General features: G+C 61.7%; 11 protein-coding genes. 1 reads left to right on the top strand and 10 read right to left on the bottom strand.

Translation table 11 applies throughout. The features are described from left to right. Window positions 1–22: 22 nt before the first annotated feature. The 3 genes from H8K20_RS03255 to H8K20_RS03245 are packed head-to-tail and all read right to left on the bottom strand — an operon-like array spanning window position 23 to window position 4,876. The gene (locus H8K20_RS03255; protein WP_186487464.1) at window positions 23–2,635 is read right to left on the bottom strand and encodes a transglutaminase-like domain-containing protein; all 2,613 of its coding nucleotides are present in this window, start codon (window positions 2,633–2,635) and stop codon (window positions 23–25) included. 43 nt (window positions 2,636–2,678) lie between these two features. Next, window positions 2,679–3,866, bottom strand: a complete 1,188-nt coding sequence (locus H8K20_RS03250) for a DUF58 domain-containing protein (protein ID WP_186487463.1) — start codon at window positions 3,864–3,866, stop codon at window positions 2,679–2,681. A 53-nt stretch (window positions 3,867–3,919) separates the two neighbouring features. Beyond that, on the bottom strand, window positions 3,920–4,876 hold the full coding sequence (locus H8K20_RS03245) for an AAA family ATPase (RefSeq protein ID WP_105205700.1): 957 nt from the start codon (window positions 4,874–4,876) through the stop codon (window positions 3,920–3,922). A 371-nt stretch (window positions 4,877–5,247) separates the two neighbouring features. Between H8K20_RS03245 and H8K20_RS03240 the strand changes: the two genes are divergently transcribed. After that, window positions 5,248–6,267: a nucleoside hydrolase gene (locus tag H8K20_RS03240; RefSeq protein ID WP_164998282.1), complete on the top strand. Its 1,020-nt coding sequence runs from the start codon at window positions 5,248–5,250 to the stop codon at window positions 6,265–6,267. An 87-nt stretch (window positions 6,268–6,354) separates the two neighbouring features. Here H8K20_RS03240 and putP read toward each other — a convergent pair whose 3' ends face one another. The 7 genes from putP to H8K20_RS03205 form a co-directional block, all read right to left on the bottom strand. Further along, window positions 6,355–7,854, bottom strand: coding sequence for a sodium/proline symporter PutP (gene putP / locus H8K20_RS03235; protein ID WP_186487462.1), 1,500 nt, complete (start codon window positions 7,852–7,854; stop codon window positions 6,355–6,357). A 324-nt stretch (window positions 7,855–8,178) separates the two neighbouring features. After that, window positions 8,179–9,642, bottom strand: a complete 1,464-nt coding sequence (locus H8K20_RS03230) for a potassium/proton antiporter (protein WP_186487461.1) — start codon at window positions 9,640–9,642, stop codon at window positions 8,179–8,181. 389 nt (window positions 9,643–10,031) lie between these two features. After that, window positions 10,032–10,805 carry an RNA polymerase sporulation sigma factor SigG gene (sigG, locus tag H8K20_RS03225; RefSeq protein WP_105205704.1) on the bottom strand — a complete coding sequence of 258 codons (774 nt, stop codon included), beginning with the start codon at window positions 10,803–10,805 and terminating at the stop codon, window positions 10,032–10,034. Window positions 10,806–12,108: 1,303 nt separating this feature from the next. Continuing rightward, on the bottom strand, window positions 12,109–12,363 hold the full coding sequence (locus H8K20_RS03220) for a helix-turn-helix domain-containing protein (RefSeq protein WP_105205705.1): 255 nt from the start codon (window positions 12,361–12,363) through the stop codon (window positions 12,109–12,111). Between the two features lie 491 nt (window positions 12,364–12,854). After that, on the bottom strand, window positions 12,855–13,319 hold the full coding sequence (locus H8K20_RS03215; RefSeq protein ID WP_105205706.1) for a threonine/serine exporter family protein: 465 nt from the start codon (window positions 13,317–13,319) through the stop codon (window positions 12,855–12,857). After that, window positions 13,320–14,114 (bottom strand): threonine/serine exporter family protein, encoded by a 795-nt coding sequence (locus H8K20_RS03210; protein ID WP_105205707.1) that lies wholly within the window; start codon window positions 14,112–14,114, stop codon window positions 13,320–13,322. A 28-nt stretch (window positions 14,115–14,142) separates the two neighbouring features. Further along, window positions 14,143–15,936, bottom strand: a complete 1,794-nt coding sequence (locus H8K20_RS03205) for a glycerophosphodiester phosphodiesterase family protein (RefSeq protein WP_186487460.1) — start codon at window positions 15,934–15,936, stop codon at window positions 14,143–14,145. Window positions 15,937–16,094 lie beyond the last annotated feature (158 nt).

Below are 16,094 nucleotides of genomic sequence, written 5' to 3'. Positions count from 1 at the left end.
GCAGGCCGGCATCAGCGGCTGTTTACCACAGCCATTTGCGCAGCCGCAGCATCCGCCGCCGGCTGGGCTCCAGCCGGCTCACCACTTCGCCGGCCATCTTGTCGGCCAGCGCCAGGCAGCGCTCGTAAGCGGCCTCATCCAAAGGCTCGGCGCTGAATTTGGCCTGCACCGCGTATTCCTGAAATTCCCGCAGCTCCTCGTAATCGATCCCCAGCAGGCGGTTGGGCACACTTTTGGCGTACCAGCTGTACTTCTTTCCCCGCGGGTGCCGCACACCGGCAAAGCCAAACAGGGTGGTCACATACCAGTACAAATAGCGCACACAGTCGCTGTAATCGCCGCTGTGCACCGCCCGTCGTATGGCCTGCAGCCGCGCAAAGCGGCGGTACAGCACCCACAGCACCAACGCCACCACAAACAGCGCCGCCGCCACCAGCAGCAGATCGATAGCCATGCGCCGGTCCAGCCGCTGGGCCAGCAGCTGCAGCCGGGTGGGCGGCTCTACCTCGGCAGAGCTGCCGCCGCTCTTATAGCGGGTCACCCGCACCGGCAGGCTCTCAACGTCCAAATTTGCACTGCTCTGGCGGACCTCCGGCAAATTGTCCTGTACGTTTTCGTAGCCGGGGGTCACCTCTACCGGCTGCCAGCCGATCCCATCTACATACACCTCTACCCAGGCGTGCTGGGCCGCATCGGTCACCGGCAGCTCGTATCTCACCGCCGTCAGCGACTGCCCCGAAGCCAGATCGTGCAGGGTCGCGCTGCCCTTTTGGTAGTCCTTAAAAAAGTCGGTGGGCGCTATGACATATCCCTCCGCATAGCGGGCGGGTATACCGGCCGCGCGGTACATCATCACCGCAGCCGAGGCAAAATGCGCCGAAAAGCCCTTTTTGTTGGTGCCGATAAAGTACTCGATAAAGTCCTCTCCCTCCGGCACCTCGCCCGGCTGCTCATCATAGGTGTAGTGGCTCTGCATATAGGCTTGCACATAGCTGGTAAACCGGTCCAGGCTGCCCAGCTGTGCGTACAGCTCGGGGGTAAACTGGGCCTTTATGTCCTCCAGCCCGCTCTCGGGCAGCTTGGTGTAGAGCTTTTGCGCCTCTTTCTGGTAGAGCGGTTGCCGCTGCATAAAAAAGCGGGTCTGGGCGTCCTCATTGGCCCCCTCTTTTCCCTCTCTGACGTAGGGGATCTCGGTATTTAGCCCCTCCAGCTTGCCGGTGGTGTAAAAATCCTGCTCGTAGGTATTCATCAGCCCAAACCACGGCAAGATCACCCCCGCGTCGGCGTCCAGATCCAAAAGCGGGACCATACCGCCGCTGCCGTCGGGGTAAGCGGGGTAATACGGCATATAGTTCAGGCGCCGGGTGGTCTTTTTGCGTATCTCTTTGTGCTTCACGATCATCGTCGACTGGTATACCGGCTGCTTATTCACCTGCTTTTGGGTCTCGTACTTCAAAAACTCGCCGGCCAGGTTCTGCGGGTAATAGCCCGGGTCGTAAAACGACTTCGAGAGCGAGGCGCGCAGCTGGCGCTCCTCCTTGTCGGTGATCGGCCCCCACTGGGTACCGGTATAGGTGCTGCCGGTGTAGCCCTTTAGATACATCGTGTTGCCCCAGTTAAAGGTGGTCACCTCCATGTCCACCTTGCCCTTTTTCTCAAAGGTGTCCATGTGGGTCAGGTCGCCAGAATTAAAGGTGGGCACCGCATATTCTCTCTTCTCCAGCAGCTTTACCATAAAGTGGTTCAGCGTGGTGCGAAACTCCACAAACGAGTCCTTGTTATACAGCGTGGGCGAGAACACCAAAAAGCTCACCGCCGCGCAGATGCCGGCCACCAACACCAGCAGTGTGCCGGCCGGCAGCGACATGGCCCGCCGGCCCGCCCCGTTTTGGTAGCGCACCTGCCACACATAGCGCTTTTTCACCTGTCTGGCGGCAAAGTCGCTCTTTTTGCTGCCCGGCCGCCAGCCGGCAAACACGTGCATCCCGGCAACGGCCAAATAGGTCACCGCCAGCACAGCCATCCAAAAGCCGCTGGGCGGCAGACCAAAATACATGCCGATAGCCAGCAGCGGAAAAGTGGCGGCAAAATACAGGTAAAAGTTGCGCCGCCACACGCTGCACACCGCCACCAAATACCCCACCGCCAGCATGAGCACCACGGCAAACTGAAAGGTGTACTGCGGCAGGGTCATCTGCGGCGATATCGTGGGCCCCAGCACCAGCTGGGCCGATACGGTGTTGATCTTCTCCACGATCTGCGAGATCGTATACAGCATCCCGTAGTAGATGCTCTGCCCCATCACCAGCGCCGCCGCCAGCAGCGCGCCGCCCAGTATCGCCAGCAGCTTGGGCTTTTTATAGGCCGCCAGCACAAACAGCGCCGTGCCCGCCCCCACGATGGGGTAGAGCAGCAGCGTATCCACGCCCATATCGCCGTACAGCCCGGTCAGCGCAAACCAAAACGCCGCCACGCAGCACAGCGCCCACAGCATATACCACAGCCACCCCAACCGCTTGGGCGGCTGGGGCTGCGGGTAGCGGGGGGGCAGCTTCAGCCGAAAATCGCGGTCCTCAATAAAGAACTGCGGCTCCTCTTTTTTCTTTTTCAGTCGCCGCCACAACTGCCGTATCATCTGCCCACCTCCTCTTTTTTCTCTCGGCTAAGCGCCCACCCGCTCACAGCACCAGGTCCATAAAGTCCGGCTGCGGGTCGGCGGCGTCTATCTCGATAATGCGGTACCGGTCCCAAACGGGCGAGTCCTCCGGCTGCCCCACGTGGCAGTAGAACATCACCGTCTTGCGCTGCAGCGAGTAAGGCAGGTTGTCCAGCTCCTCAAACAGCTTGGGGGTGATGTACAGCACCCGGTTGGCCTGCACGCGCGCCGGGTCCTTTACCATCTCTTTGGCCATGAGCGGGGTCTCCCAGTACAGGCTGCCGGTAAACATCTCCGACATGGCGGCAAACAGGTCCCCCTCATCGGCTATCTCGGCGCTGCAGGGCCCGCCGCCGGCGTGGTCAAACCAGTGCAGCTGGTGCTCGATGCCCGACTGCAGCAAAAACAGCGACATCATATAGGTGGTCTCCAGCACCCCGTCCACGCAACTCTTGTCGTCGGGGGTGTAGCGCGCCGGACAGTACAGCTCGGTGTAAATCGCCACCGAGTTCTCGATGGGAAAGCTGGCCTGCCGCACCATCACATCGCTCGTCTTGGCGCTCAGCTTCCAGTGGATGCGGTGCATCTTGTCCCCCGGCCGGTACTCGCGGATGACAAACGTCTCCGAGGCGTCATCGCCCGGCTTATAGGGCGAAAAATGGGTCACGTCGTCGCTGGAGCGCAAAAAATCGTCGCTCAGGTGCATGCCCAGGCTGTCGGGTACGTAGGGCAGTACCGTCACCGTGTTGACAAGCGTTTTCCGCGCGCGCCCCGCCGTCAGGCGAAAAAAGTCCAGCACCCGTATACGGCCCACCTTCAGCTGCAGGTTGCCCACGTGCATGGGCTGCAGGTCCACCTGCAAAATGCGCTTTTCCTTGGGCTTTAGCGGCACCTCCAGCAGCAGCGTCTTCTCCTCGGCGTAAAAGCCGTACTTGATCTGCAGGGTGATCTCCACAAACGGCATCGCCATCTTCGAGTCGTTAGACACCTGCAGCTTGATGGGGATGTCTCTGCCCCGGTTGCCCAAAACGTCGCGGGTGTCCAGCCAAACCCGCACCTGCTCCCGCAGCGCGTTCACATACAAAAACAGGCCCAGGGGCAGCACCAGGCAAAACCCCAGCCCCAAAAAGGACACGTAGTTTTGGTACATGATAAAAAACCACACCATCACCAGGCACAGCACGCCGTAGGTGATCCTGGAACGCCTCATCCGGCCGCCCCCCTCTCTATTCCCATAAATGCTCTATCGCTGCCGTGGTGCGCTCACGGCGCCTCGCTGGGCTTTACCACCGGCGGCACATCCACCTGCCCCACCGCGTCGGCCAGCACCTGTTCTACCGTCAGGTTATTTACCTTGGCCCGCGACGAGAGCACCACGCGGTGGGCGGCCACATCGGTGAACACGTCCTGCACGTCGTCGGGGGTCACGTAGCTGCGGCCGTACACATACGCCGCCGCCTTGGCCATGCGGATCAGGGCGATCGAGCCGCGGGGCGACAGCCCCAACTCAATGCGCGGGTGCTCGCGGGTGGCGGCGGCCAGGTCGGCTATGTAGGCGTAGATGGCGTCGTCCACGTGCACCGCCTCCACCTCTTTTTGCATCTGCAAAATGTCGGCGATCTGCACCGCCGGCTCCAGCGTGTCCAGCGGGTTGTGGTCGTGGCGGCGCTTGAGTATCTCGATCTCGCCCGCGCGGTCGGGGTAGCCCATGTTCAAGCGGATGATAAAGCGGTCCAGCTGGCTCTCCGGCAGCATCTGGGTGCCGATAGAGCCCACCGGGTTCTGAGTGGCGATGACCACGTAGGGGCTGGGCATGGGTCTCGTCACCCCCTCCACGGTGATCCTGCCCTCCTCCATCACCTCCAGCAGCGCCGACTGGGTCTTGGAGCTGGTGCGGTTGATCTCGTCGGCCAAAAACAGGTTGCAAAACGCCGCGCCGGGCTGAAAGCGAAACTCCCCGCTCTCCTTGTCGTACATAGAAAAGCCCACTACATCGGTGGGCAGCACATCGGGCGTAAACTGCAGGCGGGAAAATTCCAGCTGCATCGCCTTGGAAAACGCCAGCGCAGTGGTGGTCTTACCCACGCCGGGTATATCGTCGAGCAGGATATGTCCCTTGGCCAAAATGGCCATCAGTATCTTGGCGACCGCATCGTCTTTGCCCACCACCGCATGTCCCACCGCCTGCATGATCTTTTCGGCGCGCTGGTTGTATTTCATAAAAGAAGCCCCTTTCTATCCGCTATTTATTGTCTTATTATATACCTGCCGCACCACAAGAACAAGTTTCCTTACAGGTCTGTCATAATTTTTATACATATTATCCAAACACACTGCACCTCTTTTTAGCCAAAGATATACAGACCCACCCCTGTAAAAGAACAGCGGCAGCCGTCGCCTTCCGGTACGATATGCCTGTCGGCTCCGCCGGTGCGGTACTCTTTTTGCACTGCAACTGTGCACTCTGCGTGATTTTACGCAAAATATTTGGCACAGTTTCAGGACATATGTCCTATCATTTGGCCGGTCGCGCTCTTACAATAAAGGCAGAAACAAAGTCCTACACCAACAGCCAAAAAGGAGATGCGACTATGGATACCAAAAGAAAGATCATCATGGACGTAGATACCGGTTCTGACGACGCGATCGCGCTGGTCATGGCCATGCTCTGCGAAGACTTCGACTGCCTGGGCATCTGCTCCGTCAACGGCAACGTAGAGGTCAAGCTCACCACCGACAACTCGCTGCGCGTGGTCGAGTGCTGCGACAAGCAGGGTCAGGTCAAGGTGTATAAGGGCTGCGATCTGCCCATCGCCTCTACCCTCATGCCCTGGACTGCCCAGTCCCTGCGCCCCTTCCCCACCCGTGAGGGCACCCGCGAAGGCCAAACAGTGGTCCACGGCGACCATCTGCCCCTGCCCGCCCCCACCATCAAAGAAGAGCGCGACAGCGCCGTCGTCTGGCTCATCAACACCCTGCTCGACTCCGAAGACGGCGAGATCACGCTGGTCCCGGTCGGCCCGCTGACCAACGTCGCAGTCGCCATGCGCGCCGATCCCCGCATCATCCCCAAGATCAAAGAGATCTTCATCATGGGCGGCGGCCACCTGGTCAACAACTCCTCTCCCGCGGCCGAGTTTAACATCTGGGCCGACCCCGAGGCGATGGAGATCGTGCTGCAGTCCGGCTGCAAGATCACTATGGTCCCGCTCGACGCCACCCACCAGGCCTACATCACCGTCGACGAGGCCCAGAAGATCCGCGCTATCGGCACCAAACCCGCACAGCTGGTGGCCGACCTGGTCGAGTCCCGCACCGCCGGCTACGGCGTCAACGACGCCGAGATGAAGGCCCTCAACGCCGCCCCCATCCACGATGCGCTGGCGCTGTGCGCCGTCTTGCACCCCGAGTGCTTAAAAGATGTGCTGCACGTCAACTGCCACACCGATATCTCCCGCGGTTTCGCCTACGGCCAGACCATCATCGACCGCCGCGTACGCGTCAACCCCGAGCCGAAGAACTGCTACTTTGCCCTGGGCGCCGACAAAGACGTGTTCTACAACTGGGTGATGGATGTTTTGGAGAAAGACAAAGCCAAAAGAGGTCTGTGATCGCCCGGCCCCAAACGAAACATAATAAAGGAGTGGGTACCAGCTCGGTACCCACTCCTTTTATCTGTATTCTCGTTGATCCCTGATCTATTTTGCCTGTAGCGAGCGCTCAAACTGGTCGAGCACCTCTTTGTCGGGCGCCTTATCCAAAAGCGACGCCACGATCACAGCCACCAGCGCCAAGGCAAAGCCCGGCACCAGCGAGTACAGGCCGGTCCCCGACAGCAGGGGCACGTTCTCCCATATCAAAATGGTCGCACCGCCCACTACCATGCCGGCGATCGCGCCTTTCAGCGTCATCCGCCGCCAGAACAGCGACAGCAGGATCACCGGGCCAAAAGCGGCGCCAAAGCCCGCCCAGGCGTACGACACCAGCCCCATCACCGAGCTGTTGGGGTCCAGCGCCATGATGAAGGCCAGCACCGAGATGGCGATGACCGAGCCGCGGCTCACCCACATCAGTTCCCTGTCGCTGGCGCCGGGGCGGAACAGCGGCTTGTAAAAGTCGTTGGATACCGCCGACGCCGTCACCAGCAGCTGGCTGTCGGCAGTGCTCATCACCGCCGCCAAAATGGCCGACAGCAGCACCCCGGCGATCAGACCCGGGGCCAGCCGGCCCACCATCTGCATAAATACCACCTCGGCGCTGGCGGTGTCGGTGTACTGGATCCCCTGACCCGACAGGTAGGTCCGCCCCACCATGCCGATGATGACCGAAGCCCCCAGGCTGATGACCACCCAGATCATGGCGATCAGTCGCGATTTTTTGATCAGCCGCTTCTCGCGGATAGCCATGAAACGGGTCAGGATGTGGGGCATGCCAAAGTAGCCCAGGCCCCAGGCCAAACTCGAGATGATCGCCACCCAGCCCAGCGGGCCGGAGGCATTTTTAAACAGGTTGGTGAACGTGCCGCCCTCCAGCGCCGACAGCGTGGCCAGCGAGAAGTCGGGGGTGCGCAGCACCGCCAGCACCGGCACGATGACGATGGCGCAGAACATCAGGATGCCCTGGATCAGATCGGTCCAGCACACCGCCAAAAAGCCGCCCAAAAAGGTGTAGGCCACGATGACGATGGCGCCGATGGCCAGCGCCAGCACATAGTCGTCCATGCCCAGCACATACATCACCAGCTTGGCGCCGGCGTTAAAGGCCGAGGCGGTGTACACCAAAAAGAACACGAAGATGATGATCGCACAGATGCAGCGCACCAGCTTCGACTTGCTCATGAACCGGTTTTGCAGGTACTGGGGGATGGTGATAGAATCGCCCGAGATCTCGGTAAAGCTGCGCAGCCGCCCCGCCACGATCTTCCAGTTTAGATAGGTGCCCAGCCCCAGCCCGATGGCGATCCACGAGGCGCTCAGCCCCGATATGTAGGCCGCCGCCGGCAGGCCCATCAGCAGCCAGCCGCTCATGTCCGAGGCCTGGGCGCTGATGGCCGTCACCCAGCTGCCAAGGCCCCTGCCGCCCAAAAAGTAGTCCGACAAGTTGCTCGACTTGCTGAAAAAGAAAATGCCGATACCCAGCATCAGCGCCAGGTACAGGATGAATGTGATGAGTACAGATAAGTTGGTCTGCACGCGCATCTCCTCCTCTTTTGCTCATATTTTTCACGCCGCTGCTCACCGCAGTGGGGCCGCACAGCGCCGCGCTCCTCTGCCCGCAGCCGGCAGTGCCCCGCGCCCCGTCTTTACCGGGGCGGCCGCCGGGCACTGCCAGCACACAGTATTTTATTATACTGTATTTGCCAAAAAACTGCAAATACCGCTCTCTCATTATGCAAAATATTTTGCTCACAGCTCTTCACAGCTCTGCCTCTCAGCCCGTCCACAGCCATTTTGCATCCGCTAAAAAAAGCGGCCGCCGCCCGTTTTTGACGGATGGCAGCCGCCCTGTTGCAGGCGCGGGCGTCATTTCTTTTGGGGGTCGCTGCAGCACTGGGCCAGCAGCGCCTGCATCTGGGCCCGCCCCAGCCCGCCCAGCACCAGCAGGTCGCCGCCGGCGATCACCGTTCCCCCCTTGGGGATCACCGTCTCCTCCCCCCGCACGATCATGGTGATGAGCAGCTCCGGCGGCAGCCCCAGGTCCCGCACCGCTTTGCCGCACCAAAAATCTCCCTGCACCACCGGCAGCTCGATGAGCTGCACCTTCTCCTGGTCCTGGTAGTCGGTAAAGGTCTTCCACACGCCGCCGCCCTCCTGGTCGCCCACCAGGCCGAGCTTGCGGGCCAGCACCGGCAGCAGCGTCCCCTGCACCGCCACCGAAAACAGCGCCACACAGAAAACGATGTGAAAGATGTCCAGCCGCATGGGCACGCCGGCGTTCATGGCCATCACCGCAAACACGATGGAGGCCGCCCCCCGGATACCCGCCATCGACACGAAAAACTGCTGCCGCAGCGGCACCTTGAACCAGCTCAAAATGGCCAGCGTGGCCGCCGGCCGCGCCACCAGCGACAAAAAGGCGGTGATCGCCACCGCGGTACCCAGCAGCGCCGGTATCTGCGACGGAAAGGCAAGCAGCCCCAGCACAAAAAAGATCAGCACCTGCGCCAGCCAGGTGATACCGTCAAAAAAGTGGACCAGCTCCACCTTGTGTAAAATGCGGCTGTTGCCCAGCACGATGCCGGCCACATACACCGCCAGGTAGCCGTTACCGCCCAGCAGCTGAGCCAGCGCATAGCAGCCCAGCGCCACCGCCACCAAAAAGGTGGTGTGCAGCCCTTTTTGCTCAAAACTCACCCGCGTGAGCACCGCCGTGGCCAGCACCGCTACCAGCGCCCCCACCGCCAGCCCAAACAGCACCTGCGAGAGCAGCTGCAGCGGCACATTTTTCTGCCCCCGGCCGCCCATGGCCGCCAGCACGATCGCCGTGAGCATGTACGAGGTGGGGTCGTTGCTGCCGCTCTCCAGCTCCAGCAGCGAGGCCAGCCCGTGCTTGAGCGACAGCTTCTTCGAGCGCAGGATCGAAAACACCGAGGCGGCGTCGGTAGAGCTGATCACCGAGCCGATGAGCAGGCTCTCGTATACCGAGAGCCCCAACACGCCAAAGCAAAACAGCGCCGTGATGCCCGCCGTCAGCACCACGCCCAGGCTGGCCAGCAGGATCGCCTGGGCGGCCACCGGCCGGGCCTCTTTCCAGCTGGTGCCAAATCCGCCGTAAAACATGATGAACACCAGCGCCACCGAGCACACCTGTTCGGTGAGCTGGTAGTTGTCAAACGGCAGCCCAAACACCCCGTCCGAGCCGAAGATCATCCCCAGCACGATAAATAAAAACAGCACCGGCACCCCCAGCCGGTAGGATAACCGGCTGGAGCCGATGCAGATGAGCAGCACCACGGCCACCAGTAATAAAGCTGTATAGATCCCCATCAAACAGTGCTCCTTCCCTGTCTGCCCCCACTATGGAGGTGTGTGTGTTCGGCAAAGAGGTGTGCACACAGGCGGCGGCCGCCGCCCATTTCCTACCCAGTTACTATCATATTAACAAAAAAGCCAGAAAATGTCAAAATCGCGCCCCTGCACCTCTTTCGCCATCCGCCGGCGCGCCGACCTCAGCCCACCGTCTGCGCTCTATCTCCCGCCATCCCGCCTCCCTTTTTCCCCGGCAATATCCCGCCGGTACCGGCGGCAGCAGCCGGGCGCCCCAACACCCGGCCCTCGCTGCCGGTGCACCGCAGCGGCAAAACAAAAAAGGCACGCCGGCCAACGGCCGCGTGCCCCCATCTCTCACTTTGCATCCAGCCGGGCTCTACGCCCCGCTACAGCTCCCGCTTGATCTTTTCCAGCGCCCCTTTTTCCAGCCGCGATATCTGCGCCTGCGAGATGCCGATCTCCCGCGCCACCTCCATCTGGGTCTTGCCGCCCAAAAACCGCAGCGAGATGATGCGTTTCTCCCGCTCGTCCAGATTACTGATGGCCGTCTTCATCGACAGCTCGCTCTGCCAGTCCCGGTCGTCCGAGCTGTCCCCCACCTGGTCGATGACATACAGCACGTCGCCGCCGTCGGCATACATGGGCTCGTAGAGCGAGACCGGGTCCACAATGGCCTCCAGGGCAATGACCACGTCGCTCACCGGCAGGTCCAGCTCACCGGCCAGCTCGGTGGTGGTGGGCTCACGGCGGTGGGCGGCGGTAAAGGCCTCCTTGGCCTTCATGGCTTTATAGGCGGTGTCCCGCAGCGAGCGCGATACCCGTATGGGGTTGTTGTCGCGCAGGTAGCGCCGTATCTCGCCGATGATCATCGGCACCGCGTAGGTCGAAAAGCGCACCTTGTGGATGGGGTCGAAATTGTCGATGGCCTTGATCAGGCCGATACACCCCACCTGGAACAGATCATCCAGGTTCTCGCCCCGGCTGGCAAAGCGCTTGATCACGCTGAGCACCAGCCGCAGGTTCCCCGCGATCAGCTGCTCGCGGGCGACCATGTCCCGCTTTTCCCGCAGCCGCAGAATGAGCGCCTGGTTCTGGGCCTCGGTGAGCACCTTTAACTCTGCGGTATTCACCCCACAGATCTCCACCTTGTTTTGGTACAACTGCCGCAACCCCTTTTCACTGTTTTACAGTGAGAAGTATGGCCGCGGCCCGGTGCGAACATGCACTGCCGGCCTCTGGCAAAGATTGTTATACTGCCCGCTCCATCAGCGGCGGCGCACCTGGTAAGCGCGCCGCCGCCTGTACGAGATGGCTGTTTTTTAAATGATGATCGCCCGCAGATCTCTTTACACCAGTCCAACATCAGCCCAGCACCAACCCAACACCAGCCTGTTTTGCCCACCGCCTTACCAGTCAGCGGCTCATCAGCCCGCCCGGCAGTCCGTCTGCTCCGCACAGCACGGATCTTATCCCCACCCCAGATACTTTTTGCGCCTGTGCGCTCTGTATGAATTTTCGATCTCACAAGAAAAGCAAAAACACCGCCAGCGTCCACCGGCACAAGTCAGTATTCGTCAGCGCACCGTCAGTACACCCCAGCACACCCCAAAACAAGCCAGCACCCGTCCGTGCCCGCCGGCGCCCCGTGTCGCTCCCCCCACTGCCAGCCGTCTCTGCTCCGGCGGCGCGCTCACCGCACGGCAAACGCCCCTACAGATCTCCATAAACTTCCACCGCCCGGCCGCTTACGGCAGTGCCATCCCTCATCCACACAACTTGCCGCCTATCCCCCCTAGCGGTGCCCATGTCTTATACAGATAGAATGCCCAGATCACTGCCCCCATGACCAGCCATAACCGGCTACAGCCAGCCCAACCAGCCCGACCACTTTTTCACAACATGAATTTTCGATCTCTAAAGAAAAGACAAAACACTGCCAGCACCCACCAGCACACTCCAAAACAAGCCAGCACCCGTCCGTGCCCGCCGGCGCCCCGTGCCGCTCCCTCCACTGCCAGCCGTCTCTGCTCCGGCGGCGCGCTCACCGCACGGCAAACGCCCCTACAGATCTCCATAAACTTCCACCGTCCGACCGCTTACAGCAGTGCCGTCCCTCATCTGCACAACACACCCGCCTATCCCCCTTTAGCGGTGCCCATGTCTTATACAGATAGAATGCCCAGATCACCGCCCCCATGATCAGCCATAACTGGCTGCAACCGGCCACAGCCAACCCAACCAGCCCGACCACTTTTTCACTGCGCCACCGGCCAGCAGACCCGTCCGCCCCTTCTATTTATAGAGGGGCGTCTCTCCCCACCTCAACACACCTCAACACATCTCTGCCCGTCTCTACCGGCCGCCCGCCCACGGCAAACAGGGCGAAAAGCCAAGCTGCCGTCCCGGCAGCTGCCTCTCACCTCGCCCGCAAATATAGCCGGTCCCCCCCGGCCCATCGGTCTGCTACCGGTCCCGTTCTCTCACCCGGCGGCAGGTCTGGTCCACAAAGGTATCCTTACTTTTCAACGCGTCTAAGTCAATGTTCAAAACTTTGGCAATATGAACAACGATACTCAATCCGGGATTGACCTGACCCATCTCCAGCCGCTGATAGTACTTGATCGAAATGCCACACAGCTCAGCCATCTGTTCTTGGGTCAGACCGCTGGCGTCTCGATAGCGGAACACCTGTCGAGAAAATTCAACATTTACAGACATAAAATACCTCCTATCACTAGGATTTTATGTCTACTATTGCATAAATCAACCGATGATTGGGGGTTGACAATACCAATTGTCACTGCATGTCACTATGCTAGTGGTTATTCTACGATACTCCACTCATTAATCTATGATTTTATGCAACATTTTCAGTTGTTCACCGCTCCACTACCTTTTTACCACTCTGCTGCGCCCCGCCCCTTTTTGCGGCCATACCCCGTTTTTGACGCTCTAAAAGCAGAATATCACGCCTTTTTATAGGGGCATAACATCAACTTATGCTTATAAGGCGTTTTTTCACACCTCTAAAGTCGCTATCCATACTTGCCGGCGCCTTTCGGCCCGTCAAAAAAAGCGCCGCAGCCATCCGCTGCAGCGCTCACGCTCCGTTTATGATCCGCTTCTTTTTCTGTCCTGCCTCCATAGCCCCGCTGCCGCGACCACTGCGGCCGCCCGCCGGGCCCCCGAAAACGCGCCGGGCCCCTGGGCTACCGGCTGCCCGCCCATGCGCGCTGCACCCGCTCCTTTACCCGGTAGTACACCCGCACAAAGCTGCCCGCCACCACAATGCCCACCACAATGGCTCCGGCCACCTGCACCGTGTGCAGGCCGGTAGCCAAAAAGGCGGCGGTGTCTCCGGCCATCCCGTACTCCATGGTATAGTAGATGCCACTGCCCGGCACCAGCGGCAAAAACGACACCACCAGGTATACCGACGCCGGCGTCTTGTGTCGGCGGGCCATCAGCTCACTGTATAAAGTCACTGCGGCTGCCGCCACAAAGTTGGCCAAAATATCTCCCTGGGGCAAAAGCCCCACTACCGCCAGGTACACCGCCCAGCTCAGGCTGCCCCCCAGCGCGGCAAACAGGATCTTTTTGCCCCGCAGCGAAAAAGCCACCCCAAAGCTCAGGCAGGCGGCAAACACAAATACGCAGGCCCACACATCCGCCATCTACACCACCCCCAGTACCGGCTGCAGCACCGCCAGCATCACCGAAACGCCCACCGCGATACCGGCGCCGATGAGCAGCGCCTCGGTCACCTTAATGGTGCCCGCCAGCGCATCGCCGGCCATAAAGTCGCGCAGTGCATTGGTGAAAACGATGCCCGGCACCAGCGTCATCAGCATGCCGATGGTGATCTTGTCCGCCGCCGCCCCCGGCAGCCAGGCAGCCGTCAGCTGGGCGATGGCCGAGCCCGCCGCCGCGCACAGCAGGTTTACAAAAAAGGCGTTTTGGCGTATGCCCCGCAGCGCCATCCCCATACCCCGCAGCAGCGCGCCGATCAGCCCGGCCACCACCGCGTCCTGCCAGCTGCCGCCAAAAAACAGCGCAAACGAGGCGGCGCCGGTGCCGTACACCAGTATCTGCAGCCAGCGCGGGTAACCGGGCCGGGCCGCGATCGCCGCCAGCCGCCGGTCTATCTGCCGCGTATCGCCGGGCGCGGCGCACAGGTCGCGCACCAGCTGGTTATACTGGTCCACCAGGTCCAGGTTGGTGTCGCCCACTCTGGTCTGGCGCATCTTGCTCACCGAGGGCGCCCCCGGCAGCGACAGCGTCAAAATGATCGCCGACGGGATCACAAAAGCCGAGAACTCGCTGGCGCCGTACGCCCGCCCCAGCCGGCGCAGCGCCTCCTCCACCCGGTACACCTCGGCCCCGTGTTCCAGCAGTCCCGCGCCGATACACAGCATCCGGTCAACAAGCGGCTGCGCGTCGGCAGCCGGTGTCTCTCTATCTGGGCTCATCTCTCTTTTTCCCCTCTCTCCGGCGGCACTATTTGCCAAATAGCCACTGGGTCAGCTCGTCCAGCAGCAGGTCTCTGCCCTGCAGGTCCTGGGTGTAGTGGGCCATGGGCACGTTGTCGGTGATGATGCCGTCCGCCCCGCAGGAAAAAGCCTTTTGTATCGTCCCCTCCGAGTTGGTGGTCCAGGCAAACACCCGCTTGTGTTCCAGGTGGGCGGCAGCTACCATCTCGCCGGTCAGCATGCTGGTCTCCACGCTAAAGGCGTCGATCCACTGCATGTCGTAGCGGTCGGCCACCAGCAAAGCCGAGATGTACACCGTGGGCAAGCCCGGCTGCAGCTCCTTTACCTGCCTGAGCAGGTCCAGGTCCATCGAGGCCAAAACGCATTGCCGCATCATGTCGGCGTCTTTGATGGCCGCTATGGTCCTGGCCACCAGCTCCCGGTCGTGGCCGGTGCTCTTGAGCTCGATCATCAAGTCTATGCGCCCCTTGGCCGCCTTTAGCATCTGCGGCAAGCTGGGCACCGGCTCGCCGGCGTATTCGGCGCCAAAATAGCTGCCGGCGTCGTAGCGCTGCACCTGCTCCCAGGTCACCGCCCATACCGGCCGGTCCACCCCCGCCGTGCGGGCAAAGCTGGTGTCGTGCAGGATCACCAGCGCCCCGTCGGCGGTCTGCTGCACATCGATCTCGGCCATGTCCGCCCCGTCGGCCACCGCCCGGTCCAGGGCGGCCACCGTGTTCTCGGGGGCAAACAGGCTGCCGGCCCGGTGGGCCACGATATAGGGGTCGTACCCGGCCGGGGCGGGCAGGTAACCGGCCATCTCGCTCTCGCCAAACAGCCCCACCGCCAGCAAGCTGCACAGCACCGCCACCGCCTGGCGGCCCAGCACGTACCAGCGGCGGCGGGGGCGGCGGTAGGGCGGCCGCTCGGCGCCCATACAGCGGTAGTAAAAAGCCACTACCGCCGCCACCAGCACCACCGTGGCAAACACCGGCAGCGCCATCCGCACAAAACTGGCCCCGCTGCCGTAGAGGCTGCGAAACGCATAGCGCGCGGCGCTGCCGCTGTAGCGCAGCTTGGTGTAAGCCGCCAACCCGCCTACCGCCGCGGCCAACAGCGCGCCGGCTGCCAGCCAAAACAGCACCGTCGTCAGCAGTATGCGCCCCAGTGCCCGGCGCATGTTGCCCCGCAGCAGGCGCCAGCTGGTCTTGATCGAGGAAAAAAAGTGCTCCTCTCCCAGCACCATGGCCGGCATCCCCAGCAGGTAAAAAAACAGCAGCGCGCAGCTCAGCGCCACCAGCGCGATATACGCCGCCGTGAGCGCCTTGCTCTGCCAGATAAAATCGGTGATGAACTCCGGCAGCTGCACCTGGGGCAGTATCCCGCCGGCCAGTGGCCAGGCAGTCAGGGCAAACAGCGGCAGCACCAGCAAAATGCCGATGTTGCGGGGCAAAAACAGCCGCATGGTGCGCACCGCCGCCCGGCCGCACAGGCTCCACACGGCGGTGCGCTGCCGCTGCCAGCCGGCCTGGCAATAGCACAGCTGCCACACCATCTCAAACAGCAGGTACAGCCCCAGCAGCAGCCCCGCCGCCAGCAGCAGGGCCACCGCCGCCGGGCTGTGCAGCAGCTGCCCCAGCGTCTGCTGCCCCAAAAAGGTGAGCCCCGATACCCGTATAGCCCGCCGCAGCAGCGCGTTCAGGGCCGGCAGCACCACTGCAAACCCCAGCAGCTTATAGAGCACCTCAAACAGCAGCAGCGTGCTCCCGCCGCGCAGCGCGATCGAAAGCACCTGCCGCGCCTCTGCCCACGATCTCTTCACAGCGCGCTCATCTCCCCCAACTTCTGTGTGCCCATTGTAGCGCATCGGGCCGCCGGCCGTCAAACGGCACCTCCGCCGCCCGTCCCCGCCGATCTCCCCTTCACAATATGCCCCATCCGGCGCCCCGCTAAAGCCCGCCGCGCCACCCGGCCCCCCTC

Source organism: Neobittarella massiliensis (ex Bilen et al. 2018), assembly GCF_014269355.1.
GTDB lineage: Bacteria > Bacillota > Clostridia > Oscillospirales > Ruminococcaceae > Neobittarella > Neobittarella massiliensis.
This window is presented reverse-complemented; position numbering and strand designations above follow the sequence as displayed.